This window comes from Polaribacter vadi (assembly GCF_001761365.1).
Classification (GTDB): domain Bacteria; phylum Bacteroidota; class Bacteroidia; order Flavobacteriales; family Flavobacteriaceae; genus Polaribacter; species Polaribacter vadi.
Window position 1 is genome coordinate 1,504,188 of record NZ_CP017477.1, and the last position, 25,956, is coordinate 1,530,143.

The window sequence follows — 25,956 nt, forward strand, 5'->3', positions numbered from 1 at the left end:
ATGTATAAAGTTTTTGTAAATGATAAACCAATAATTATCACATCTTCGTCGAAAAAAGAAAATAATTTTCCTGTATATCTTTTTAAAGATATTGTTTTTGATGAAATTTTTTATAAGCTTCAAAATGATGCTATTAATGGCATTAACATTTATTCTATAGATTTAGAAAACGATTGGAACTCTTTTTTAAAGAACCTAAAAGTGGTTCCTGCTGCTGGTGGTTTGGTTTTAAATGATCAAAAAGAAGTGCTTTTTATTTATAGAAATACCATTTGGGATTTACCAAAAGGTAGAATTGAAAAAGGTGAATCGATTGAAACTGCTGCCATAAGAGAAGTTGAAGAAGAATGTGGTATTTTTAATTTAACTATCGAAAAAAAATTAGTTGTAACCTATCATATTTATTTTCAAAATGGAATTCGTTTAAAAGAAACCCATTGGTTTTTAATGAATTCTGATTATAAAGGTGCTTTAACACCTCAATTGGAAGAAGGAATTACAGAAGTTGTTTTCAAAAATGAACATCAAACTAAAAAAGCCTTGCAAAATACCTATGCTAATATTAAATTAGTGTATGATACTTATAAAGATCTCTAGTTTTTTAAAAAAAGCTACTATCTTTGCCCCCTTCTAAAAATAAGCAAAATATAATGACAGAATTTATCAAAAAAATAACTCCCAATGCAAAAGACGATGTTTTAGCAGGAATTACAGTTTCTCTTGCCATGATTCCTGAAGTTGTAGCGTTTGCTTTTGTGGCGCAAATAGATCCTTTAGTGGCACTTTCTGGTGCTTTTATAATTGGTTTAATCACCGCAATTTTTGGTGGAAGACCAGGTTTAATTTCTGGTGCAGCTGGTGCAGTTGCTGTTATTTTTGTTACCATGATTGCTGAAGGACATACCAAAGGAATGTTGTTTGATACACCAATTGATAACATGGGTTATTTTTATCTCTTGGGTTGTGTTATTTTAATGGGCGTTATTCAAATTTTGGCTGGGGTTTTTAAATTAGGGCGTTTTGTTCGTTTAATTCCACATTCTGTAATGATGGGTTTCGTAAACGGATTAGCAATCGTTATTTTTTGGGCGCAAGTTAAAATGTTTACCCATAAATCTTTAGAAGTTTCTACTGATGGTGTAAAAAGTTACGTAAGCTCTTATATGCAAGGAACTGAACTTTATATTATGTTAGGTTTGGTTGCTTTAACTATGGCAATTATTTGGTTATTACCTAAAATTACTAAAAAATTACCTGCTTCTTTAACTGCTATTTTAGTAACTACAGGTATTGTAGTTTTCTCTGGAATGGAGGTTTCTACTGTAGGTTCTTATATTATTGAAGGTGGAGGAACTGGTTTAAAAGGCGAATTCCCAACTCCGAATTTAGAGCTTTGGCAAAACTTACCTTTTAATTTAGATACGCTTACGTTTATTTTACCTTTTGCATTTTTAGCAGCTTCTGTGGGTTTAATTGAGTCTTTAATGACGATGAATTTGGTAGATGAATTAACAGAAACCAGAGGAAATGGAAACAAGGAATGTGTGGCTCAAGGTGCTGGAAATATTTTAAGTGGTCTTTTTGGTGGAACAGGTGGTTGTGGAATGATTGGACAAACAGTCATCAACATTAATGCTGGTGGACGTGGACGTTTATCTGGAATTATGATGGCAGTTACCTTATTAACCTTTATTCTTTTTACTGATAAATTAATTGAACAAGTGCCAATTGCAGCGTTAATTGGGGTGATGTTTATGATGGTGATTGAAACTTTTGCTTGGTCTAGTTTTAGAATTTTAAAGAAAATTCCAAAGTCGGATGCTTTTGTTTTAATAACTGTTTCTGCAGTTACTGTAATTTACGATTTAGCCATTGCCGTTTTTGTAGGGGTAATTATTTCTGCTTTAGCTTTTGCTTGGGAAAATGCTAAGAAAATTAGAGCTAGAAAACGTTTTAGAGCAGATGGAACTAAAGTATATGAAATTTGGGGACCTTTATTTTTTGGAAGTATTTCTGCATTCAATGAAAAGTTCGATGTTAAAAATGACCCTGATTATGTAGAAATTGATTTTGTAGAAGCTCGTATTTCAGATCATTCTGCTATTGAAGCTATTTTTGCTTTGGTAGAAAAATATAAAGCTGCCAACAAGAAAATAATTTTGAAACATTTAAGTGAAGATTGTAAAGTTTTACTCTATAAAGCTTCACCAATTTTTAAAGATATTATTATAGAAGATATTGATGATCCTCGTTATCATTTAGCTGCAAATCCAGAGAAGTTTCCAAAACCACTTGGGGAGTATAAGTTTTAGAAACTTATACGTAAATTATAAAATGTTAGAAATCCGAGACTTTGTCTTGGATTTTTTTGTTTGCAAAAAAATAATCTAATCATATTTTTGTTATTTTAAAAACAATCTTGTGCTCACAACCTTCACAATAAATGAAACTTCCATTATCAACAATTTTATTTTTTACGTTGATATTGAAATCACAAACTGGACAATTAATTTCATCTACAAAATTAATTTTTATTGGAGGGTCTAAAACTGTTTTGATTTCTGAAATTGAAAAGTCATTCATTATATATTGAATTTATTAAAAATATAATTAGGTAATTAAAAAACTATGAGATAAAACAAATATATCAAAATGATACTTATTGTATGTTGATTTACGCATACAATAAGTATAGTTTAGATTTATGGTAAATAAATTTATTTTAAAAGAGTTTGGTATTCGTATTCGAGAACTAAGAACTAAACGAAATCTAAGTCAGGAACAACTTTCTTTTAAAACAGGTTTCCATAGAACTTATATAGGAATGATTGAAAGAGGTGAAAGAAATATTTCCCTTACAAATATTGCTGTTTTCTCAAAAGTTTTTGAAATAGAAATTTCTGACTTGCTAAACTTCAAAAATCAAAACTCAAAATTAAATTATCATAATTATCAACTTAAATCTGATAATTAGATGAGTAGAGCTTATTATAATAACTCCATTTTAAATTTCATTACTGAAAATTCAGATACCATTTTAGGAAAATTAAGCTTAAACCACAGTAATCGTTCATTAGAAGATTTACAAAAGAATGCATGGGTTAAACAAATTGAAATCCTTAAAAAGGAACTAATTGGAATAGATGGTTCAATTTATTTTGAATTTCAAATTCCTAGGATGGGAAAAAGAGTTGATAATATTATAATTGTTAAAGATTGTGTATTTGTAATTGAATTTAAAGTTGGTGACTCCACTTATGGAAAACATGCAAAAAATCAAGTAATTGATTATTGCTTAGATTTAAAAAATTTTCATGAAGGAAGTCATATCACCAAATTAGTTCCTGTATTAATAGCTACAAATGCAGAAGAATGTATTTTTAATATTGATGAAGTCCTAGAACATTATCAAGTTGCAAAATGTAATAAATCAGGCATAAGGAATATTATTGAGAAATTTATTAAAAATTCAGTAAATAAAATTGATGTTAAAATCTGGGAAAATTCAATTTACAAACCGACACCTACAATTATAGAATTTGCACAAGCACTTTATCAAGGACATAATGTTGAAGAAATTGCTAGGCATGATTCTGAAAAAGTAAACCTTACAAAAACTTCAAATTATATTAATGAGGTTATTGAAAAATCAAAATTAAATAATAAAAAATCAATTTGTTTTGTTACTGGAGTTCCAGGAGCAGGTAAAACTTTGGCAGGTTTAAATATAGCAAATGAAAGAATGAAAGCTGATGAAGATGAGCATGCTGTTTTTCTTTCAGGAAATGGTCCATTGGTAGATGTTTTAAGAGAAGCATTAGCAAGAAATTTTGTAAAAACATCAAAAGAAAAAGGTATTCAAGCAACTAAGGAAAATGCAAAAAGAAGAACAAGTGCGTTTATTCAAAATATTCATCATTTTAGAGATGAATATTTAAAACACAATGTTGAACCAACAGAAAAGGTTGTTGTTTTTGATGAAGCTCAAAGAGCATGGACTAAAAAGCAAGTTAGTTCATTTATGAAAAGAAAAAAAGGTATTGAAGATTTTTCAATGTCAGAACCAGAATTATTAATTGATGTAATGAATCGTCATAAAGATTGGTGCACAATAGTTTGTTTAATAGGTGGAGGTCAAGAAATAAACACAGGAGAAGCAGGTTTAGAAGAATGGGTTAATACTTTTCAATACAAATTTAAAGATTGGGAAATTCATTTTTCAAATTCAATTGTTAATAGTCCAAACTATATAAAAACAGAAATACAAAAAAAATGGCTACAAGAAAATGGATTTTCTGAAACAGACTTACATTTAGCAGTTTCAATGCGTTCTTTTAGGTCAGAACAAGTTTCTGAATTTGTACACGAATTATTAGAATTAAATTTTGACAACACAAAAAAACTATACTCAGAGATTAAAAATTCATTTCCAATATTTTTAACAAGAGACATAAACATTGCAAAAAAATGGTTAAGAAAAGAAAGTAAAGGAACAGAAAGAATAGGATTAATTGCTTCTTCAGGAGCCAGAAGATTAAAAGCATTAGGAATTGATGTTAAAAATGAAATATCTGCTCCTAATTGGTTTTTAAACTCAAGTGATGATATTCGGTCCTCATACTTCCTTGAAGATATTGCAACAGAATTTGACATTCAAGGTTTAGAAATTGATAGAACATGTTTGATTTGGGGAGCAAATTTTCATATTAGTAAAAATCAATGGAAGTACCAAAGTTTTAGAGGTACTAAATGGATGAATATAAATCAAGAAGTTAGTAAAGAATATCTCAAAAATACTTATCGTGTTTTATTAACTAGAGCAAGACAAGGAATGGTTATTTTTATTCCTAAAGGTTCAAATATAGACCATACAAGACCAATTGAATTTTACGATGGAACTTATAAATATTTCAAAGAAATTGGAATTGAAGAATTATCCTAAATTTTAGCTTCTATATATTATAATCCCCAATCAAAACAAAACACAAACAGGATTTGGCACAAAAACTTCATCCACAAAACTTAATTTACCTGTTTTAGAATCTCTTTTAAAACAAACAATATTGTTAGAATCTTTATTGGCAACTAATAGAAAATTGTCATCTGGAGATAAAGAAAAATTACGTGGATGTTTGCCTTTCACATTTTGAAAACCAACCAAATTTAAAGTTCCATTTTCTGGATTTACTTTATAAATTACTATCGATTCGTGTCCACGATTGGAAGCATATACAAATTGGCCATCTTTAGAAATATGAATATCAGCAGCTTTGCTGTATTTCTTAAAATCTTTTGGCAACATTGCTATTGTTTGGTCAACCGTATATAAATTCTCTTTTTCTTTTACCAAAGAAACTGTGCTATTCAACTCATTTACAACATACATCCATTTATTATTTGGGTGAAAAGTAAAATGTCTAGGCCCTGCACCAACATTCATATTCAGCGTTTTTTGATTGGTAAAAGCTAACTCTTTTTTTTGTGTATCAAAAGTTGAAAACCAAAGCTGATTGGTTCCTAAATCAACAGAAATAATTTCGTTATTTCTTGGGTGATATTTCGCAAAATGTGCGTGTGGTGTTTGCTGTTTTGGATTGATATCATTCCCTACATGTTGCTGAACAGCTAATAAATTTGTCAATCCATTTTGATCATCAATTTCTAAAAAACCAACATTTCCACCTGAATAATTGGCAACCAACACTTGATTTTTATCATTTATAGAAACAAAACAAGGATGTGCTCCTCCAGATTTCGATTTGCTCACAAAAACCAAACTATCTTTTTCTATTCTAAAAGAATTCACATAACCTGTTCCGTTTTCGTTGGTCTCATCTACTGCCAATAATGTTTTGTTATCTTTAGTTTTTGCCAAATAAGAAGGGTTATCTGTTTTTGCAACCAAACCAATTTGCTTCAGTTTTCCTGCTGCATTTAACTGATACTTATAAATACCTTCACTTTCTCCATTCGTATACGTGCCAACGTAAAAATTGGATCCTGTTTTCTCTTTAACTTTAGACATAGAACAACTAAAAAAAAGCGTGATTACAATAAACATTGATATTTTTTTCATCATTTATAAATTTTAAAAACTGGTAAACGCAAATGTGCCTTTTCATAATTTTGCGAATTTTTATAGATAAAATCTAATTGTGCTCTAGGATTTTTCGCAAACTCTTTATCAGCAGTTAATTTTTCTTCGAATTCTTTTGTGAGTGCTCTATTTTCAGTTAATAATTCTTCTGCAACATCTTCAAAAACATAGGCAGAATAACCTTCTTTTTGCTGTAAAATAGTATCGAAAAAGTTCCAATTAAAAAACGAATCTGTTGCTTCTGCTTCCAATGTTTCTAACAAATAACGAACGCCATTTTGTTTTGTTGGTATGTATAAATCGCCCTTTTTAAAGTTGATATTCTCAACAGACGCTACTATGGAGGTATTATAATGTAAATAATGTCCTTCATAAGGCGAATTTCTTGTCTCATAATCTTTGATATGATTTACAGTAACCGAAATTGTAGTGTCTTTTTCAAGTTTCGTATATTCAATTTTATTGTTGTTTAATCGCTCAATAATATCATGCCAACCTTTCGATAAAATATAGGCATTTGGTATGATAATTTCTTTGGTTGCTGTAAACTCATCATAATAATTCACCTCTTTTTCAAAAGGTTTATTTTTATCGTAAAACAAACGCTGTCCATTGGTTACTTTGCTATCCATCATTTCACCTTCATAGCCTTTAAAATTTAAAGTTCTGTAGTTTTCTTTATCAACTGTAAACTCAATTGAATATTTTTTCTTAGCTAAAATTTTATCGGTTGCTTTTGCGCGTAAATCTTTTATCTTTTTTGAATTTTTCTCTGCAAAATCAAAAGTCGAAAACAACAATTCATAGGTTTGTTCCACTCTAATTTTATACGGTTTTAGCATGTGTGTTTCTACCATTAAACCTAAGGTATTAAACAATGTTGTGTACCCTGTAGAATATCTGGGCGAATCGAAAAATTGAGAAAAACCAGCTTCTGGTGTGTTGCCCCAAACATTTACATAAGGCGTAATGATAATGCCTTTTTCTTGCAAAGACCCTTCTATTTGAGGACGCATTTCGTTTTGTAAAAAAGAACCCAAATTACCACCCAACTTATTATGTTGCGTAAATAAATGCGTTAATGCATATTGATAATCTGCGCCATTACTCACATGATTATCAACAAAAACATCTGGATTTACAGCGTGAAAAATCTCAGCAAAAGCAGCTGCGTTTTTAGTGTCCTGTTTTATAAAATCTCTATTTAAATCGAAATTTCTGGCATTTCCTCTAAAACCATATGCTAAAGGGCCATTTTGATTGGCTCTTGTGTGCGAATTTCGGTTTAAAGAACCCCCAATATTATACACAGGAATTACACAAATAATCGAGTTTTCGTATTTCGATTTTAGAGAATCATTTTGAACCAAATCTCTCAACAACATCATAGAAGCATCAATTCCATCAGATTCTCCAGGATGAATTCCGTTATTGATTAAAATTCTGTTTTTCGGCGATTTTTTAATTTCATCAACATTATAAATTCCTTCTCTGTTATACACCACCAAATGCAAAGGTTCACCTGAATCTGTTTGTCCAAAAGAGAATAACGAAATTTGAGAATATTCTTCTGATAATTTTTTATAATAGTCAATTACAGCTTCGTATTCTGGAGTTTCTGTTCCTTTGGATGTTTCAAAAAGAGTCGTAAAGTCTGTTTTTTCTTTGGATGATTTGTTGCAAGAAATTAGTACTAAAAAGGTAAATAATAAAAGTATCTTTTTCATTTTAATGTTGGTTGATGGTTTTAAAAATAATCAAACTAATTTTTAAATATAAATTTTGGTTTAATTTCTTCTTTTTCTAAGCTATGCTTTTCTTTAACTTGATTGATAGTTTCTCTCTCTAAAACTGTCATACTCCTTTTGAAACAATCTTCTTTTAATTTTTTCCAATTTTTTAAATCTGTTTTTTTTGGAATTGCAACTTTATATCCAAGACAATATAAATCTTCTTTACAAGAATTACATTTTGGTATAAAGTTAGTTGATTTAGGTTCTCTTTTTGAATAGCGACAATCAAAACAAACCCAATTATGATTAGAACTCATTAGTTTTATTTTACACGCACACTTTTAGGGACTAATTTTGTGTAATCGCCATTATTTCGAATTACATCTCTTACTATTGATGATGAAATATAAGACGTTTTTGCAGCCGTTAATAAAAAAACGGTTTCTATGGGCGCTAAATCTCTATTGGTGTGTGCAATTGCTTTTTCGAACTCAAAATCTGCAGGATTTCTTAAGCCTCTTAAAATAAAATCGACGTTATTTTTTTGACAAAAATCGACAGTTAAACCTTTATAAGTAACCACTTTTATATTCGGTTCGTTTTTAAAACAGTCTTCAATAAATTTTTTGCGTTCTTCTAAAGAAAACATATATTTTTTATCGGCATTAATTCCAATAGCAATAATAAGTTCATCAAAAAGTTTTGCACCTCTTTTGATGACGTCATAATGTCCTGAAGTTATCGGATCAAAAGATCCTGGAAAAACTGCTTTTTTCATATTTTTATTTTAGTTGATGATTTCAATTGCCACGAATTCACGAATTATTTTAAAAAAAAATATAAAATTGTTTTTTAATTTGTGAATTCGTGGCAAAAATTATTTTAAAGCCATTTGAATTGAATTATCAAATAACTCAAACAAACTAATTCCAGCTGCATTTGCTTGTTGAGGCAAAATACTTTGCAACGTCATTCCTGGTACTGTATTTATTTCCAAAAAGTGAGGCTCGTCATTTACAAAAATATATTCTGCTCTCGAAAAACCACGCATATTTAAAGCTTTATACACTTTCTTGGCAACCTCTTCTACCCTCTTTTTTGCTTCGGATGAAATTCTTGCTGGTGTAATTTCTTGTGATTTTCCTTCGTATTTTGCTTCATAATCAAAGAAATCATTTTCTGAAACGATTTCTGTAATTGGCAACACTTTTATGGCTCCTTTATATTGAATAACGCCTACAGAAACTTCAGTTCCATTTAAAAAAGATTCAATTAAAATGGACGAATCTTCTTTGTAAGCAGTTTCAATTCCTTGTAAAACTTCTTCATTCGTATAAGCTTTGGAAATTCCGTAACTAGAACCTGCATTGTTTGGTTTTATAAAACATGGCAAACCAACTTTGGCAATAATTTCATCAGCATTAATTACATCGCCTTTGTTTAAATAAACAGAAATTGCTGTTTTAATACCATATTCTTTCACCACACTTAACGTGTCTCTTTTATTAAATGTTAAAGCCATTTGATAAAAAGGCGCAGAAGTATGTGGAATATTTAGCAATTCTAAATAGCTTAAAATCATTCCATTTTCGCCAGGATTTCCGTGAATCGCATTAAAAACACAATCGAAAGTGATTTTTTTATCACCTAAAACAAAAGAAAAATCGTTTTTATCAATTTGATATTCTGTATTTTCATCATCTAAAACCACCCATTTTTCTTTTAAAATATGCACTCTATAAGGAGTATATTTCTCTGTATCTAAATGATTATACACAACATTTCCGCTTTTTAAAGAAATGTTAACTTCGGACGAATAGCCGCCCATAATTATGGCAATATTTTTTTTCATCAATCAAATTTATACAAACAAATTTATCAAAATATAAATAGAAACTGCAACGTTTAGTTTTTATATATTTGTGCATCAAAAAAAAACATTCTATGAGTATTCTTCAGTTTTTAAAAAGCAAGTCGTTTTTTAAACAAATTGCCATTGCAATTGTAGGTTTTGTCATCTTATTTTTCGTCTTAAAATTTTGGTTGAATGTGACTACAAATCACGATCAAAAAATTCAAGTTCCTGATTTACATAAACTAACCATTAGCGAAGCTCAAAGAAAACTAAACGAATTAAATTTAGATTTTAAAGTAATTGATAGCGCAAGTTACAATCCTGAATATCCTAAAAGGTCTGTGATTGAGCAAAGTCCTGAAGGTGGTGAATTCGTAAAAGAAAAGCGTAAAATTTACTTAACTTTAAATCCATCAAAATATAGAGATATTACCATTCCTGATTTAAATGGACGTACAAAAAGGCAAGCAGAGTCTGAATTACAAGCCATTGGTTTTATTGTTGGCACAGATTACACCTATGTTAGAGATATTGGTTTGGATGTTGTTAGAGGTTTGCGTCACAAAGGAAAAATTATAAATCCGAATGATAAATTGCCTAAAAACTCTATTATTGAGTTGGTTTTGGGTGATGGGAATAGGTAGGAAGTTGGAAGTTGGAAGTTGGAAGTTGGAAGTTGGAAGTTGGAAGTTAAAAACTAAAAGAAGTTGGAAGAAAATCAAAATTTAGAATCTGAAAGTGACGATTTATATGAACATTATAAATTTACGGCTAGTGAAGGGCAAGAACCTTTAAGAGTTGATAAATTTTTAATGAATTTCATAGAAAACGCAACCAGAAATAAAGTACAACAAGCTGCAAAAGCAGGCAATGTTTTGGTGAATGAAGTTGCTGTAAAATCGAATCATAAAGTAAAGCCAAAAGATATTGTGAGAGTGGTTTTGGCGTATCCACCAGCAGAAAATTTATTGGTTGCAGAAGATATTCCTTTGGATATTGTTTTTGAAGATGATACTGTAATTGTTGTAAATAAACCTGCAGGAATGGTTGTACATCCAGGTCATGGAAATTATTCAGGAACCTTGGTAAATGGCTTAATTCATCATATTGAAAACTTGCCAACAAATAGCAATGAACGTCCAGGTTTGGTACATAGAATTGATAAAGATACCAGTGGTTTGTTAGTGGTTGCAAAAACCGAATTTGCCATGGCACATTTATCGAAACAATTTTTCGACAGAACTACAGAGCGTTTGTATTATGCTTTGGTTTGGGGAAATATTGAAGATGATGAAGGTACCATTGAAGGCAATATTGGCAGAAGTTTAAAAAACCGTTTGCAAATGGCTGTTTTTCCTGATGGCGATTTTGGCAAACACGCAGTTACGCATTTTAAAGTTTTAGAACGTTTAACCTACGTAACTTTAGTGCAATGTAAGTTAGAAACTGGAAGAACGCACCAAATTAGAGCACATTTTAAACATATTGGTCATACACTTTTTAATGATGAAAGATATGGAGGAGATGCTGTTTTAAAAGGAACCACTTTTACCAAATACAAACAATTTGTACAGAACTGTTTTAAGGTTTTACCAAGACAAGCTTTACACGCAAAAACACTAGGTTTTACACATCCAAAAACTGGCGAATTTATGCAGTTTAATACTGATGTACCTTCTGATATGGTTGAGTGTTTAGAAAAATGGAGAACGTATAGTGAGCATTCTAAAGATGTAGAAACTGAGTAGATTTTAGACTAATTACTCCATCATCCAAGCAATTAAATTTTCTTTGTTGATGATGGACCAACTATGAGGATGCCTGTCACCATTTGCTCTATATCCTTTATTTTCTGTTGTAATATATTCAACATTTTTAAAGTTTTGCTTTTTGAGTGATGCTGACAACTCTTGAATATAAAATGCATTTGTTTGATTAAATTCTCTATTTCTGTTCTCTTTCCACCAAATTGAATCAGGTTCTATGTAGAATCTTAATTTTGTATTTTTAAGATTTGCTAAATTTTTAGTATAATCAGATTCAGAAGTATATACAGCATATTTTTCATAGTTGGAAATACTATCTTTTGGGTTCCCTAAAGTTTCTTCAAATAAGTTGAGAACCCAAGTACTTTCTGCTACAGAAACGTCAGAAAAATTATTTTTAATGTTTAGTTGAGATGTTTTGTACAAAGCCAATAAATCGATTGGAGAATCTGCGATAAAAACACCTTTTGGAGCAATGTAAAATTCTTTCTTACCAAGTATATAATTGCTAATATGCAGACTTACAACTCCTCCACTTGAAAAACCTCCAATAAAAATATCCTTTTTATGTAAATTATGTTTTTCTAAAGTGCTTTGTAATAGTTTTGCTAACTCCTTTTTCTCACTTTCTAACAACCATAATTTCTTACTGTAATTCATCAACAATACATTTATATTGTTGTCTTTTGCAATTGTAAGAATATCGAATTCCCTTTTTATAGCTGTTGGGTTTTCGCCAAAACCTCCAAATAAAATTAAAACTGTTTTTGAGTTTTCAGTGGCTTTTATCAATTCGAAATTATCTGTTACAATAACTTCATTTTTGGTTTCTTTTTTTATGGATGTTTTCTTTTCTGATTTGCAAGAAATTAAAACTGACAGTAATACTACTAACACAAAAAGTTTATTCATTGTAAAGGTTTGTAATTAGTGGATACTTTTATTTTTCTATTGAAGTTTTTATTTGTTGTTTGAGGATGTTAGGCCCAGTTTTTAATTACATAAACTTCTTGAGACATAACTTTTATTTCCATTTGAGTTTATATAATAACATCCACCTCTTGAACCCCTGTAATATGATCTAGAATATGTTCTTTTTTTCTCATTAGTCTTTTTAGTACTTTCTTTCGATAATAAAGAATTTGAATATGTATTATCGCTCTTTTTTGCAAGTTTTAGTTCTCTAACATTTTTTATTTGTCTAATATCTTTTTCCTTTATATATCCAATTTTATTATTATAAATAGCTTTGAAGTATGTTCCATATGCATAATATTCAATTAAATAAATATTTGTTTTCTTTTTAGGGAATTCAATTATTTTAGAGTTTTCATTTGGTGTTTCATAAAAACTACAATTCCTTTTTAAAAGTGTTGTTATTGCATTTTTTTTAAAATTTAGAATAGTGATTTTTGAATTGTTATTTCTAATTTTTGTATCAATATCACTTATCTGATTTTCAATGCTCTTTTTCTTTTCAAGAAGAGTTGCTTTTTCAGTTTTTAACGTTTCATTCAGTTTTTCCAAATCCGTAGAATTTTGAGAAAAACAAAATGTTGAACTTAATAATATAAATAAAACTATCTTTTTCATATGTTCGCTTTTTTTATTATATCTAATTTACTACATAACAACCTTTTATACAAACAACTTATAAAATTAATAATTTAATATTACTATAATCCTGTAAAAAAACCTAAAAAGTTCGTGTAATAAGTTTTTCGGCTTTAGCATTCGAATGTATGTTGATATTAAAATCGACAACTCCTAAAACAAGTTCTTCTTCTGTAATTACCTCAACCTTCCACTCACCTGCTCTCACATTATTTTTATAGGTAAAACCTCTAAAACCATTATCTCTTCCTCCAACAATTTCATATCCGATTTTATCGACAGTTTGCCAATCATCTAGGTTTTCATCAAACCATTTCCATCTGTGATAAATTTTCTTTTTTAAATCTGTTGGTGCAAAAACCGATGTAAAAACATACACAGGTTTGTTGGTTTGTTTATTAAAATCTGCTTTATGATCTCTCCAAAATAAATACCATTTATCAACTTCGTAGGTAACTTTATAGGTTGCCCCAATTTTCTGAATATTATAAGCAACTAAACCTTGGTCTAAAGCTAAGGGAACTGGTGGAATCAATTTTAAAAAGTATAAAGAATTTATCAATATGTAAATGGACATAATCATGCTTAACATTTTCCATTTTACAATTTCAGTTTGTGCAGAAATGCTCGATTTGTAAATAAGTATGATTAAACATAAGGTTGATATTAAACTCAATACTCCAGAAACTAAAAAAATAACGGTGTTCATTTTTTTTAGGATTACTGGTAAAAAGAAGCTTAAAAAGATAAAGTTTACAAAAAAATAAAAGCCGAACTGTAAATATTTATTAGAGATTCTTTTTCGTAAAAATTCGTTTGCGATAAAGAGTAATATCAATATAAAAAAGAAGGTTGCCGTTTTTGAGAGCGAAACACTTCTTGAAAAATAAATAACGTAGGCACTTGATAATCCCCCTAAAAAAAACTGAATGGCTAATGGTAAATAATGTCCATATTTCTGAACAAATTTATTATCCCATTTTTCTGATCCCACTAAATTATACAAATAAATACTGATGGTTAACAAGGTCATGTATGTGCAGAGTATCACAATATCATACAACCTGTCAATTCTACCTAGGGTTAAAGAATCCCAAGTAAAACCAGCAATAAAAAATAAAATTGGTGCATATTTTTGATGTTTTTCAACAAAATAATGCAACTTACTTTTTTTATATTTTATCAATATTTTTCTCATCATTATACTTCTAATGTATCAAACAGCTTATAAATTATTTCAATACAAATATCAATAGAAAACAAGTTGATAATTTTAAATCAATTGTGATCATTTGTATCTTTACAAATATAAAAGTACTATAATATCTTTAATAAAATTCAAAAATGAAAATCATTATATCTCCAGCTAAATCATTAGATTTTGAAAGCAAAGTACCAACTAGTTTGCATACACAGCCTCGTTTTTTAGACCAAGCTGAGAAACTGAATAAAAAATTAAAAACACTTTCTAAAAATAAATTATCGGATTTAATGAAGATTTCTGATGATTTGGCTGCATTAAATTACGAACGCAACCAAACTTGGCAAACACCTTTTACCAAAGAAAACTCAAAACAAGCAATTTACGCTTTTACTGGTGCCGTTTTTCAGGGAATTGATGTGCAGACTTTATCCGAAGAAAAAATTCCTTTATTGCAAGAAAATTTAAGAATTTTATCAGGTTTGTATGGTTTATTAAAACCTTTAGATTTAATTCAGCCTTACAGATTAGAAATGGGAACACGTTTAAAAGTGGGCACAAAAGACAACTTATACAAGTTTTGGGATGATGCTGTTGCCAAAGCTTTAAATGATGAATTAGCAGATGATGAATTGCTAGTGAATTTAGCAAGTGCAGAGTATTTTAAAGTGATTCCTAAAAAAGTTTTAAAGGTTGATATGATTACACCTGTCTTTAAAGATTTTAAAAACGGAGAATATAAAACAATTATGACCTATGCAAAAATGGCACGTGGTTATATGGTTCGTTATATAATTGAGAATAACGTTAAAACGATTGAAGATTTAAAAGGTTTTAATGTAGAGAAATATCGTTTTTCTGAAGAATTATCTAAAGGAAATGAATTGGTATTTACAAGATAAGAAAAAGTTGGCAGTTGGCATTAGCAATATGCAGTTTCTCACTGTTAACTGCTACTGCTAACTGCCAACTGAATACTGAATACTGAATTTAACAATCTACCATTCTTACAGTAACTGCTAAACCACCTTCTGAAGTTTCTTTGTAGTTTTTGTTCATGTCTTTTGCAGTTTCCCACATGGTGTCAATTACTTTATCTAAATGCACCAAAGATTCTTTAGGATTGGTTTCTAACGCGATTTCTGCTGCGTGAATTGCTTTAATTGCGCCCATAGAATTGCGCTCAATACAAGGCACTTGTACTAAACCTCCAATAGGATCGCAGGTTAAACCTAAATGATGTTCCATGGCAATTTCTGCTGCTGATAAACATTGAGCAGGTGTTCCACCTAACAATTCTGTTAAAGCTGCTGCTGCCATTGCAGATGAAACTCCGATTTCTGCTTGGCAACCACCCATTGCTGCAGATATTGTAGCATTTTTTTTAAAAATACTGCCAATTTCGCCAGCAACTAATAAGAATTTTTTAATGTGATTAAAATCGGCTTCATGATTTTCTATCACCAAATAATACATTAAAACTGCAGGAATCACACCTGCACTTCCATTAGTTGGTGCAGTTACAACTCTACCTAAAGCTGCATTTACTTCGTTTACAGAAAGTGCAAAACAGCTTACCCATTTTAAAATTTCTCTAAATTTTACTTCATTACTTCTTATGGCTGTAATCCATTCTTTTTGATTGGAATATGTTGCATCTTTAATCAGTTTTGTATGCGTATCAAAAGCGCGTCTTTTTACATTTAAACCTCCAGGCAATTTACCTTCTGTATGGCAACCAATGTACATACACTCTAACATGGTTTCCCAAATTCGGTTTAATTCAAAATCAATTTCATCTGCAGAACGTAATTCTAATTCGTTTTTTAGGACGATATCAGAAATTTGTAAATTCTCTTTTTCACAATATTCCTCTAACTGAATAGCTCTGTTTATTGGATAAGGAAAATTCTTTTTGTTGATTTCTATTTCTTCTTCTAAATTGTCATCTTCTTGCACAATAAAACCTCCACCAATCGAAAAATAAGTTTCGTTTGAAATTTCTTTACCATCAGCAAAACCAATAAATCGCATTCCATTGGAATGGAAAGGTAAAAAGTCTCTATTAAATGTAATGGAATTCCTTGGAAAAGCGACAATTTTGCCACCTTTAAAATAGATTTCTTGTTGTGTGTTTATTCTATCAACAATAATAGCGACATCTTCTATAGGAATATATTCAGGATCTGCTTCACTTAAACCTAATAAAATAGCAACATCTGTGGCATGTCCTTTTCCTGTTAACGATAAAGAGCCATATAAATGAATTTGAATTGTATCTAAATTTTCTAACAGATTTTCTTCTCGTAATTTTTTTACCCAAGCTTGTGCAGCTCTCCAAGGACCTAATGTGTGTGAACTTGATGGACCAACACCAATCTTTAACATATCAAAAACACTAATAAATTGCGACATCCGTAAAAATGTTTAAAAATTATGCTGTAAATGTAAAAAATCCAACTCAATGAGTTAGATTTTTTTGTAATTATTAAAATGTAGTTTCAAACTACATTCCGTAAACATCTTGCTTATTAAAATGTTCTGCCAACATATAATATACAACCGCTCTATATTTTTTTCTTTCAGATTTTCCAATTTTTTCTACAACTGCATTAATTGCTTCATCTAATTTTGGAGCATCAGCCAAGCCTAATTTTTTGATTAAAAAGTTATTTTTTACAGTGGCTAATTCTTTAGCATCAGAGCCAGAAACTGTTTCAGCATCTGCTTTATAAATAGAAGGTCCTAAACCTTTTGTAACAGCAGCTAATAAATCTGCATTGTATTTTAGACCTTTATCGTCCATAAACTTAGAATACGTTGCTACTTTTTCGTCAAATTTACTCATGATTTCGTGTTTAATTTATTTAATAATTGTTTGATTGTTAAAGAACAATCCAAATATAAGAAAATAAAAATGGTTTTCTATATTTATGATTCTTCTACTTATTAGATACATTTTGTGTCAACTTGTCACATCAATTTTAAAAAAACTTTTATAAAACTGACATTTTCTTGCTAAAAACCAGTTGGCATACAGTTTGACTATTGGTAATTGTAAATTGAAAAAAACGAATTTTAAATTATAAAATTAATAGTATGAGTAAAATAATAGGAATAGATTTAGGAACTACCAACTCTTGTGTTTCTGTAATGGAAGGTAATGAGCCAGTTGTAATCCCTAATGCTGAAGGAAAAAGAACAACACCATCTATAGTAGCATTTGTAGAAGGTGGAGAACGTAAAATTGGTGACCCTGCAAAAAGACAAGCAGTAACAAACCCAACAAAAACAGTTTCTTCTATAAAACGTTTTATGGGAAACAAATTCTCTGAATCTTCTAGCGAAGTAAAGAGAGTTCCTTATAAAGTTGTAAAAGGAGATAATGACACACCAAGAGTAGATATTGATGGTCGTTTATATACGCCACAAGAAATTTCTGCAATGGTTTTACAGAAAATGAAGAAAACTGCTGAAGATTATTTAGGAGCAGATGTTACTGAAGCTGTAATTACTGTGCCTGCATATTTTAATGATGCACAAAGACAAGCTACAAAAGAAGCTGGTGAAATTGCTGGTTTAAAAGTTAGAAGAATTATTAACGAACCAACTGCTGCTGCTTTAGCTTATGGTTTAGATAAATCTCATGATGATAAAAAAATAGTTGTTTTTGATTTTGGTGGTGGAACACATGATGTATCTATCTTAGAATTAGGAGATGGTGTATTTGAAGTTTTAGCAACAGATGGAGACACACATTTAGGTGGTGATGACGTTGATGCAAAAATTATTGATTGGTTAGCTGCAGAATTTAAAGCTGATGAAAACATGGATTTAACAACAGATCCAATGGCTTTACAACGTTTAAAAGAAGCTGCTGAAAAAGCGAAGATTGAATTATCTTCTTCTGCTTCAACAGAAATTAACTTGCCATATATTACTGCAACTGCTTCTGGACCAAAACACTTGGTTAGAACATTGTCTAGAGCTAAATTTGAGCAATTAATTGACGATTTAGTAAAAAGAACAATCGAACCTTGTGAAACTGCGTTAAGAAATGCAGATTTAACAAAGTCAGATATCGATGAAATAGTTTTAGTTGGTGGTTCTACAAGAATCCCTGCTGTACAAGAAGCTGTTGAAAAATTCTTTGGAAAAGCGCCAAGTAAAGGTGTAAACCCTGATGAAGTTGTTGCTTTAGGAGCTGCAATTCAAGGTGGAGTTTTATCTGGAGATGTTAAAGATGTATTGTTATTAGACGTTACACCTTTATCTTTAGGTATTGAAACAATGGGGAATGTTTTCACAAAATTAATTGATGCAAACACAACCATCCCAACTAAAAAATCGCAAGTATTTTCAACTGCTGTTGATAATCAACCTTCTGTAGAAATTCACGTTTTACAAGGTGAAAGAGCAATGGCTGCTGATAACAATACAATTGGTCGTTTCCATTTAGATGGTTTACCACCAGCACAAAGAGGTGTACCACAAGTAGAAGTAACTTTTGATATTGATGCCAATGGTATCATTAAAGTTTCTGCTTTAGATAAAGGAACCAACAAATCTCACGAAATTAGAATTGAAGCTTCATCAGGATTGTCTGAAGAAGAAATCAAGAAAATGAGAGAAGAAGCTGAAGCAAATGCTGATTCTGATAAAATTGCAAAAGAAACTGCTGAAAAAATTAACGGAGCTGACTCTATGATTTTTCAAACAGAAAAGCAATTAAAAGAATTTGGTGAAAAATTATCTGCTGATAAAAAAGAACCAATTGAAGCTGCTTTAGTTGAATTAAAAGCTGCTCATGAATCTAAAGATTTAGCTCAGATTGATGCTGCAATGGAAAAAATAAACGAAGCTTGGAAAGTTGCCTCTGAAGAGATGTATGCTGCACAAGGTGGAGCTGAAGGACAAAATCCTGGAGCTGATCAAGGTCAACCAGAAGCTGGAAAAGCAGATGGAGACAATGTTGAAGATGTAGATTTTGAGGAAGTGAAGTAAGCAGAGAACAAAAATTTCATTAGAAATTTTTCGTGAATCGCTTATCCCGCATTTTTTTGCGGGATCTCAAAATAGATATTTCTAAATAATTTTAGAATCAAAAACGCAATCATTAAATTGATTGCGTTTTTTTATTGAAAATCTTCTAAAATGAAATAGTATTTTGTTTTTCACAAAATACATAATTGAATTTATCCCACATTTTTTTTGCGGGATCTCAAATGAGAAGATAAAATTATACCTATAAGGTTTTAAAAACCTTGCAGGATTAAGACAATATATTCTTAAAACACTAAAAACGCAATCATTAAATTGGTTGCGTTTTTTTATATTTACAAAGTGCCTTCTTTTATTTACTTTTGATACTTATGAAAAAAATAATTCTCTTTACTATTTTATCCATGATGCTATTTTCTTGTGATAAAGAAAAAAAATCCTCTTTTAAAATTGGGGTCATTGCAGATTGCCAATATTGTAATTGTGATATAAAATGGGACAGATATTACAAAAAAGCTCCACAGAGATTAAAAGAAGCTGTTGCAACTCTAAATAAAGACTCTTTAAACTACACCATTCATTTAGGTGATTTTATTGATAAAGATTATAATAGTTTAGATAGCATTCTACCAACTTGGAAAACGTTAACATCCAAATCATATCATGTTTTAGGAAATCATGATTTTGAAGTACAAGACTCCTTAAAAGAGAAAGTTTTAGAAAAACTAAACATCAAAAAAAGATATTATAGTTTTGTTGAAAAAGACTGGCGATTTATTATTTTAGATGGAAACGATTTGAGTTTTTATGGAACAACATCCAAAGAAAAAGCACATCAAACAGACTCATTATTTAATCAATTGAAAGATAAAAACCTACCTTATGTACAAAAATGGAATGGTGCTTTAAGCAACAAACAACTAAATTGGATTCAGCAAGAATTAGACAAAGCAGTGCAACAAAATCAGAAAGTTGGTTTTTATTGTCACTTTCCAATTTTTCCTGTGGATCAACATAATATATGGAATAGAGAACAATTTCTATCGTTGATAAAACCATATAAAAATGTGAAGCTATTTTTTAACGGACATAATCATGCAGGTGCTTATGAATTTGTGGATAATGTGCATTATTTAACTTTTAAAGGAATGGTTGACACTGAAAATACGTCTGCTTTTGCAAAAGTAAAATTTGAGAACGACACTGTTTTTGTAGAAGGTTTTGAAAGAGAAATCTCAAGAAAATTAGTCATTAAATAAATTTCATTTTTTGAAAACCTATAACCAAACCAATTTCTTTAAACATACTTTTTGTGAATTTCAACAAGTGGATACTTTTGAATTCCCAGAAAACACGAACTATAAAAGCAAATCCGAAAGCGAATATTTTTATACTGACGAAGGAGTTTACAGAAAATCGAATCATTGGGGAAGAGTTGCTAATTGCAGATGGAAATTAATATCAAACGATAATTATAAAAATCAAAATATAGTAATTGCCTTTGCAAAATGGATTGACTTCTTCCCTATTAATTCATCAGAAAAAATATTTTTTATTGAGGTAGATTTCGAAAATAAAACAACTAAACTTCAACCAAAACAAAAAAACGATATAAAGTATTTACACACATTTTCTGAAGGGCAACAAAAAATAAAACAAATTAAACATTTATTAAATGATGATAAATGGGCAAAATATTTTGATGATGAGATAGAAGAGCTTCGTTTTAAAATTATCGAAGAATTTATCAATTCAGATAAAACACTTCAAAATATTAAAAGAGTGCACAAATAGCATTCATTTTCAGTAAATTTGTAAGAGATTTTAAAAACATCAAACTTAAATGAATATACCACAATCAAGTTTTCCTAGAGTTGTAATTATTGGTGGTGGTTTTGCTGGTTTAGCAGCTGCAAAAGGTCTAGAAAAACAAGAACTACAAGTTGTTTTAGTCGATAAACATAATTACCACACGTTTCAACCTTTATTATATCAAGTTGCCACTGGTGGTTTAGAACCAGATTCTATTGCTTTTCCCTTAAGAAAACGATTTAATGATGTAGATAATTTTTATTTTAGATTGGCAGAAGTTGTGCAAATTCATCCAGATAAAAATTTGATAGAAACCTCTATTGGAAATTTAGATTATGATGAACTAATCATAGCAACAGGCTCTACAACCAATTTTTTTGGCAACGAAAATATCCAAAAAAATACGATGGAAATGAAATCTGTTCCTCAATCTTTAAATATTAGAAGTCTAATTTTAGAAAATTTTGAAGAAGCTTTACTTACGGATAATATTGAACAAAGAAATGCTTTAATGAATTTTGTAATTGTTGGTGGAGGACCAACTGGTGTAGAGTTGGCAGGTGCTTTAGCAGAAATGAAAAAAGGGATTTTACCAAAAGATTATCCTGATTTAGATATTAGGCAAATGCAAATAAACTTAATTCAAAGTTCTGGCGAAATTTTAAAAGGCATGAGTGCTCAAGCATCAGAAAAAGCAGAAGATTTTTTGATTAAATTGGGCGTAAATGTTTGGAAAAATCTACGTGTTTTAGATTATGATGGTAAAGTAGTGACCACAAATGGTATTGATCATTTTAGAGCAGAAACCGTTATTTGGGCTGCAGGTGTTAAAGGAGAAATGGTACATGGTTTAGATGCAACTTGCATTATAGATAGAGCAGAAAGGTATAAAGTAAACGAATTTAATCAAGTAGATACGTATTCAAATATTTATGCAATTGGTGATGTTGCTTGTATGAAATCTGAAAAAAATCCTTATGGACACCCAATGATGGCACAACCTGCTATTCAGCAAGGTAAATTGGTTGCCAAAAATATTTTGGCCAAATTATTTCACAAAAAAACAGAAGCTTTTGTGTATAATGATAAAGGTTCTATGGCTACAATTGGCAGAAATAAAGCAGTTGTAGATTTAGAAAACTGGAAATTTCAAGGGGTTTTTGCTTGGTTTGTTTGGATGTTTGTACATCTTTTTTCTTTGATTGGATTTAGAAATAGAGCCATCGTATTTTTAAATTGGGTATATAATTATATTCGTTTTGATAGAGAAACAAGATTGATTATTCGTCCTTATAAAAAAAAGAAAAAGCGAATTTAAAATGAGTACAAGAATTATAAAATGTCCAAATTGTGGAGTTTTCAATACGAATAAAGAGTATTGTGAAAACTGTGGCGAATTAATTTCTCATCAAAAGAAGAGAGAAATAAAAGCAGAAGCTGTTAAACAAGAACAAATTAAAGAAGCAATTCACGACATTGAAAATCCTAATTTAGCAGAACGTTTAAAGAAAAGTCCAAATGCATTTTACAGAGCAGTTGGTTGGGTTTTATATTCTGTACTTGTTGTGGTTAGTGCAATCGGAGCTGGTTTAGCTTGGATCATTGCAATGGTTGCTGCTGGTTAAAAGATGAATAAAAAACTAACCATTTACTGTATTTCCTCTCTTATTTTAGGAACATTAATTTACATTTTTCAATATTTTAATGTTCAACTTCCAAAAATTATTCATAATTATTTGAACGATTTTTTAATTATCCCAATTGTACTTTATACTTGTTTGCTATTTTTAAAATGGTCTAGAAATGATAAAAACTTTATAATAAGCTTACCAATTATAGTATATATCTGTTGTATGTATAGTATTTTGTTTGAGTTTATTTTCCCTAAATACTTATCAAGATATACAGCCGATTTTGTGGATGTTCTTCTTTATTTTGTAAGCGGAATTGTATTTTATATCCTTCAAAATAAGCCACATCAACATGATAAAAAAAATCAAAAGTCATAAAATAGTATACTTCTATATAAACTTGAATTCGTAAAATCACAGATAATAACTTAACTACAATTCATCAATTAAAAACTACAACTCAGCATTTCTTCTTTTTTAAAAACGTAAAACTAGAACATCTTTGTAGCATCAAACTTAAACAAGATGAAACATACTCTAATTTTACTATTCACAATTTTTACTATTTCTTTTAATGCACAAACTACTATTTCTGGCAAAGTTCTAGACAATAAAAATAATCCTATTTTAAGTGCAAGTGTTTATTTAGATGGTACTTACGATGGAACATCAACCAACGAAAAAGGAGAGTTTTCTTTCAATACAGAAGAAAAAGGAACACAAACTTTAGTGGTTTCATTTGTTTCTTATGAAACTTTTGTAAAGTTTGATAACGTTTTAAACCTAAAAAATCTACAAATAAAATTAAAGGACGATATTAATTCTTTAGATGCTGTTGTAATTAATGCTGGAACATTTAAAGCTGGAGAATCTGCAAAAGTAACCGTTTTAAAACCTTTAGATATTGTTACTACAGCAAATGCTGTTGGCGATGTTTTGGGAGCTTTACAAACCTTGCCTGGAACTGCTGCCAATCCTGAAGATGGACGACTTTTTGTAAGAGGTGGAAATGCAGATGAAACTCAAATTTTTATTGATGGAATACGAGTTTTTACTCCTTACAGCCCAACTTCTAACAACGCTCCAACTCGTGGACGCTATTCGCCTTTTTTGTTCAAAGGAATTACATTTTCTACAGGTGGCTATTCTGCAGAATATGGACAAGCTTTGTCTGGGGTTTTAGATTTAACAACTATTGATAAACCAGATCAAGAAAAAACAGAAATTTCGTTGATGACTTTAGGAGCTGGTCTTGGAAACACACAAATTTGGGATAAAAATTCATTAAGTGTAAACGCATATTACATCAACTTAAAACCTTACACAGCTGTTTTTCCTGACAGAAATAAGTTTATAAGACCTTTCCAAAATGCAAGTGGAGAAGCTGTGTATAGACATAGTTTTAAAGACGATTCTATGATAAAAATCTATACTGCTTTTAGTTACACAGATTTAGAAGTTATTCAAGATGATATTAATTTTGATGATGGTTTACGTTTTGGCTTGAACAATAAAAATTTGTATATCAACAGTTCTTACAAAAATAAAATTGGAAATAATTGGCGCATTGAAAGTGGTTTAAGTTTTACGAAAGACAATTCAACAATAGAAATAGAAAATGATCAAATTGATAATTCTGAAAATTCAGCTCATTTTAAAGTAAAATTAAACAAACAATTTTCAAGCAGATTTAGAGTCAGTTTTGGATCAGAATACTTTATCACAAAATTCGATGAAACCTATAACCCAGTTAATAATGAAACTTTCAACTATGGTTTTGACAATAATTTATTTGCCTCTTTTGCAGAAACAGACATCTTTTTCTCTAAAAATTTAGCGACAAAAATTGGAATTAGAGCAGAACATTCAACGTTGTTAAATGAGTTTACAATTTCACCAAGAGTTTCTTTATCGTACAAAACAAGTAAAAACGCACAGTTTTCATTGGCTTATGGGCAGTTTTATCAAAACCCAAGTAATAATTATTTAAAATTCAATCAAGATTTGAAAGCAGAAAACACAGCTCACTTAATTGCTAATTTTCAACATACCAAAAAGAATCAAATTTTTAGAATAGAAGCCTATTATAAAGATTATCAAGATTTGGTAAAATACGATTCTCAACAACCAAATTTTGACTCTGATTTTAATAATAATGGAACTGCTTTTGCAAAAGGAATTGACATTTTTTGGAGACAAAATGGCAAAATAAAAAATACAGATTATTGGGTTTCCTATTCGTTTTTAGACACCAAAAGAGATTTTAGAAACTACCCAACAGCAGCAACTCCAAATTTTGCTTCGGCTCACAATTTATCAATTGTTGGTAAACATTTTATAGAGAATTTACAAAGTCAGGTTGGTTTTGCCTACAATTTTGCATCTGGCAGAACCTACACAAATCCAAATGAGCCAGGTTTTTTAACTCATAAAACCAAAAATTTTAACTCTGTAAGTTTAAATTGGGCGTATTTAATAGATCAACAAAAAATATTATATGTATCGTTAAACAATGCTTTAGGCACCAAAAATGTGTTTGGTTATAACTATAAAAACACACCAAATATAAATGGCAATTTCGACAGACAAGCAATTGTACCCAATGCAGACACCTTTTTTTTCGTAGGCTTTTTCTGGACTATTAGCGATGATAAAACCTCAAATAACTTAAACAATCTATAATGTTTTTTGGAGCTATTTCCTGCTTTCAGCACTCGCTTTTTTTGCCTGGAAAAAGGCAAAAAAGAGCTCAAACAAATGCTTCAATCAGGGCTAGACTAGTTTGCTAACTAATTACTCAATTTAAATTAATAGATTATATAAGTAAACTACAAAGCCACGAAACACATCACAGTTGTCACTTCTACTTTAGGAGAAGTCACATAAAGAAGCTATCGTAAAGTTTAGAAAGTTTATGGGATTTCTCCTAGCGTCGAAATTGTAAAGAAAAAAGCATTTATAAAATTTTTTAAAAATTACATAAATATTCGTGTAAACAAACCCCACAAAAGTTGTCACTTCGACTTTAGGAGAAGTCACATAAAGAAGCTAACGTAAAGTTTAGAAAGTTTATGGGATTTCTCCTAGCGTCGAAATGACAAAATTGGGTGTAAAGAAAAAAGCATTTATAAAACTTTTTAAAAATCACATAAAACAATCGTGTAAACAAACCCCACAAAAGTTGTCACTTCGACTTTAGGAGAAGTCTCACAAGTAGCTAACGTAAAATTTAGCAGTTTTATAAGG

The 25,956-nt window shown here is 30.0% G+C and carries 25 protein-coding genes; 14 read left to right on the forward strand and 11 right to left on the reverse strand.

What is annotated here, in order from left to right; translation table 11 throughout:
- Positions 1 to 597, forward strand: coding sequence for an NUDIX hydrolase (locus tag LPB03_RS06720; RefSeq protein WP_231953144.1), 597 nt, complete (start codon positions 1 to 3; stop codon positions 595 to 597).
- A gap of 53 nt (positions 598 to 650) precedes the next feature.
- Positions 651 to 2,312, forward strand: coding sequence for a SulP family inorganic anion transporter (locus LPB03_RS06725; RefSeq protein WP_065318652.1), 1,662 nt, complete (start codon positions 651 to 653; stop codon positions 2,310 to 2,312).
- Between the two features lie 79 nt (positions 2,313 to 2,391).
- On the opposite strand, the gene LPB03_RS06730 is transcribed toward LPB03_RS06725, so the two are convergent.
- Entirely contained in the window at positions 2,392 to 2,583 is a 192-nt protein-coding gene (locus tag LPB03_RS06730) for a hypothetical protein (protein ID WP_065318651.1), read from the reverse strand.
- Positions 2,584 to 2,704: 121 nt separating this feature from the next.
- On the opposite strand from LPB03_RS06730, the gene LPB03_RS06735 reads away from it, so the two are divergent.
- Together LPB03_RS06735 and LPB03_RS06740 are read left to right on the forward strand one after the other, a co-directional pair.
- Positions 2,705 to 2,974 carry a helix-turn-helix domain-containing protein gene (locus LPB03_RS06735; protein ID WP_065318650.1) on the forward strand — a complete coding sequence of 90 codons (270 nt, stop codon included), beginning with the start codon at positions 2,705 to 2,707 and terminating at the stop codon, positions 2,972 to 2,974.
- Positions 2,975 to 4,942: a DUF2075 domain-containing protein gene (locus LPB03_RS06740; protein WP_065318649.1), complete on the forward strand. Its 1,968-nt coding sequence runs from the start codon at positions 2,975 to 2,977 to the stop codon at positions 4,940 to 4,942. It abuts the gene before it with no gap.
- 30 nt (positions 4,943 to 4,972) lie between these two features.
- Here LPB03_RS06740 and LPB03_RS06745 read toward each other — a convergent pair whose 3' ends face one another.
- From LPB03_RS06745 to LPB03_RS06765, 5 genes are all read right to left on the reverse strand, one after another.
- Complete coding sequence (locus LPB03_RS06745; RefSeq protein WP_065318648.1) at positions 4,973 to 6,076, reverse strand: lactonase family protein; 1,104 nt, start codon at positions 6,074 to 6,076, stop codon at positions 4,973 to 4,975.
- Complete coding sequence (locus tag LPB03_RS06750) at positions 6,076 to 7,824, reverse strand: M14 family metallopeptidase (RefSeq protein WP_065318647.1); 1,749 nt, start codon at positions 7,822 to 7,824, stop codon at positions 6,076 to 6,078. The genes LPB03_RS06745 and LPB03_RS06750 overlap by 1 nt, the downstream gene beginning before the upstream one ends.
- 35 nt (positions 7,825 to 7,859) lie before the next feature.
- Positions 7,860 to 8,147, reverse strand: coding sequence for a hypothetical protein (locus LPB03_RS06755; RefSeq protein ID WP_065318646.1), 288 nt, complete (start codon positions 8,145 to 8,147; stop codon positions 7,860 to 7,862).
- 5 nt (positions 8,148 to 8,152) lie between these two features.
- Complete coding sequence (gene coaD / locus LPB03_RS06760) at positions 8,153 to 8,608, reverse strand: pantetheine-phosphate adenylyltransferase (protein ID WP_065318645.1); 456 nt, start codon at positions 8,606 to 8,608, stop codon at positions 8,153 to 8,155.
- 99 nt (positions 8,609 to 8,707) lie between these two features.
- Positions 8,708 to 9,682 carry a D-alanine--D-alanine ligase gene (locus LPB03_RS06765; protein WP_065318644.1) on the reverse strand — a complete coding sequence of 325 codons (975 nt, stop codon included), beginning with the start codon at positions 9,680 to 9,682 and terminating at the stop codon, positions 8,708 to 8,710.
- A gap of 92 nt (positions 9,683 to 9,774) precedes the next feature.
- On the opposite strand from LPB03_RS06765, the gene LPB03_RS06770 reads away from it, so the two are divergent.
- The gene (locus tag LPB03_RS06770) at positions 9,775 to 10,329 is read left to right on the forward strand and encodes a PASTA domain-containing protein (protein ID WP_065318643.1); all 555 of its coding nucleotides are present in this window, start codon (positions 9,775 to 9,777) and stop codon (positions 10,327 to 10,329) included.
- A 63-nt stretch (positions 10,330 to 10,392) separates the two neighbouring features.
- Positions 10,393 to 11,433, forward strand: a complete 1,041-nt coding sequence (locus LPB03_RS06775) for an RluA family pseudouridine synthase (protein ID WP_065318642.1) — start codon at positions 10,393 to 10,395, stop codon at positions 11,431 to 11,433.
- A gap of 12 nt (positions 11,434 to 11,445) precedes the next feature.
- Here the strand turns inward: LPB03_RS06775 and LPB03_RS06780 are convergent, their stop codons facing one another.
- From LPB03_RS06780 to LPB03_RS06790, 3 genes are all read right to left on the reverse strand, one after another.
- A complete protein-coding gene (locus tag LPB03_RS06780; RefSeq protein ID WP_065318641.1) occupies positions 11,446 to 12,363 on the reverse strand; it encodes an alpha/beta hydrolase in 918 nt (305 codons plus the stop codon).
- Positions 12,364 to 12,444: 81 nt separating this feature from the next.
- Positions 12,445 to 13,044, reverse strand: a complete 600-nt coding sequence (locus LPB03_RS06785; protein WP_139058943.1) for a hypothetical protein — start codon at positions 13,042 to 13,044, stop codon at positions 12,445 to 12,447.
- Positions 13,045 to 13,147: 103 nt separating this feature from the next.
- Positions 13,148 to 14,266: a DUF2914 domain-containing protein gene (locus LPB03_RS06790; protein WP_340850993.1), complete on the reverse strand. Its 1,119-nt coding sequence runs from the start codon at positions 14,264 to 14,266 to the stop codon at positions 13,148 to 13,150.
- A 143-nt stretch (positions 14,267 to 14,409) separates the two neighbouring features.
- Between LPB03_RS06790 and yaaA the strand changes: the two genes are divergently transcribed.
- Positions 14,410 to 15,168: a peroxide stress protein YaaA gene (yaaA, locus tag LPB03_RS06795; protein ID WP_065318638.1), complete on the forward strand. Its 759-nt coding sequence runs from the start codon at positions 14,410 to 14,412 to the stop codon at positions 15,166 to 15,168.
- Positions 15,169 to 15,256: 88 nt separating this feature from the next.
- Here the strand turns inward: yaaA and LPB03_RS06800 are convergent, their stop codons facing one another.
- Both LPB03_RS06800 and LPB03_RS06805 read right to left on the reverse strand, forming a co-directional pair.
- Positions 15,257 to 16,681, reverse strand: coding sequence for an L-serine ammonia-lyase (locus tag LPB03_RS06800; protein ID WP_065318637.1), 1,425 nt, complete (start codon positions 16,679 to 16,681; stop codon positions 15,257 to 15,259).
- A gap of 91 nt (positions 16,682 to 16,772) precedes the next feature.
- Positions 16,773 to 17,114: a DUF2853 family protein gene (locus LPB03_RS06805; RefSeq protein ID WP_065318636.1), complete on the reverse strand. Its 342-nt coding sequence runs from the start codon at positions 17,112 to 17,114 to the stop codon at positions 16,773 to 16,775.
- 251 nt (positions 17,115 to 17,365) lie between these two features.
- Here LPB03_RS06805 and dnaK point away from each other — a divergent pair, with 251 nt between their 5' ends.
- From dnaK to LPB03_RS06835, 7 genes are all read left to right on the forward strand, one after another.
- On the forward strand, positions 17,366 to 19,270 hold the full coding sequence (dnaK, locus tag LPB03_RS06810) for a molecular chaperone DnaK (RefSeq protein ID WP_065318635.1): 1,905 nt from the start codon (positions 17,366 to 17,368) through the stop codon (positions 19,268 to 19,270).
- Positions 19,271 to 19,638: 368 nt separating this feature from the next.
- Positions 19,639 to 20,526 (forward strand): metallophosphoesterase, encoded by an 888-nt coding sequence (locus LPB03_RS06815; protein ID WP_065318634.1) that lies wholly within the window; start codon positions 19,639 to 19,641, stop codon positions 20,524 to 20,526.
- Between the two features lie 10 nt (positions 20,527 to 20,536).
- A complete protein-coding gene (locus tag LPB03_RS06820; protein ID WP_065318633.1) occupies positions 20,537 to 21,061 on the forward strand; it encodes a hypothetical protein in 525 nt (174 codons plus the stop codon).
- 49 nt (positions 21,062 to 21,110) lie between these two features.
- Positions 21,111 to 22,397 carry an NAD(P)/FAD-dependent oxidoreductase gene (locus LPB03_RS06825; RefSeq protein WP_065318632.1) on the forward strand — a complete coding sequence of 429 codons (1,287 nt, stop codon included), beginning with the start codon at positions 21,111 to 21,113 and terminating at the stop codon, positions 22,395 to 22,397.
- Position 22,398: 1 nt separating this feature from the next.
- Positions 22,399 to 22,704, forward strand: coding sequence for a hypothetical protein (locus LPB03_RS06830; RefSeq protein ID WP_065318631.1), 306 nt, complete (start codon positions 22,399 to 22,401; stop codon positions 22,702 to 22,704).
- Between the two features lie 3 nt (positions 22,705 to 22,707).
- On the forward strand, positions 22,708 to 23,088 hold the full coding sequence (locus LPB03_RS16615; protein ID WP_139058942.1) for a hypothetical protein: 381 nt from the start codon (positions 22,708 to 22,710) through the stop codon (positions 23,086 to 23,088).
- Between the two features lie 147 nt (positions 23,089 to 23,235).
- Positions 23,236 to 25,392 carry a TonB-dependent receptor gene (locus LPB03_RS06835; RefSeq protein ID WP_065318630.1) on the forward strand — a complete coding sequence of 719 codons (2,157 nt, stop codon included), beginning with the start codon at positions 23,236 to 23,238 and terminating at the stop codon, positions 25,390 to 25,392.
- Positions 25,393 to 25,956: the final 564 nt, after the last annotated feature.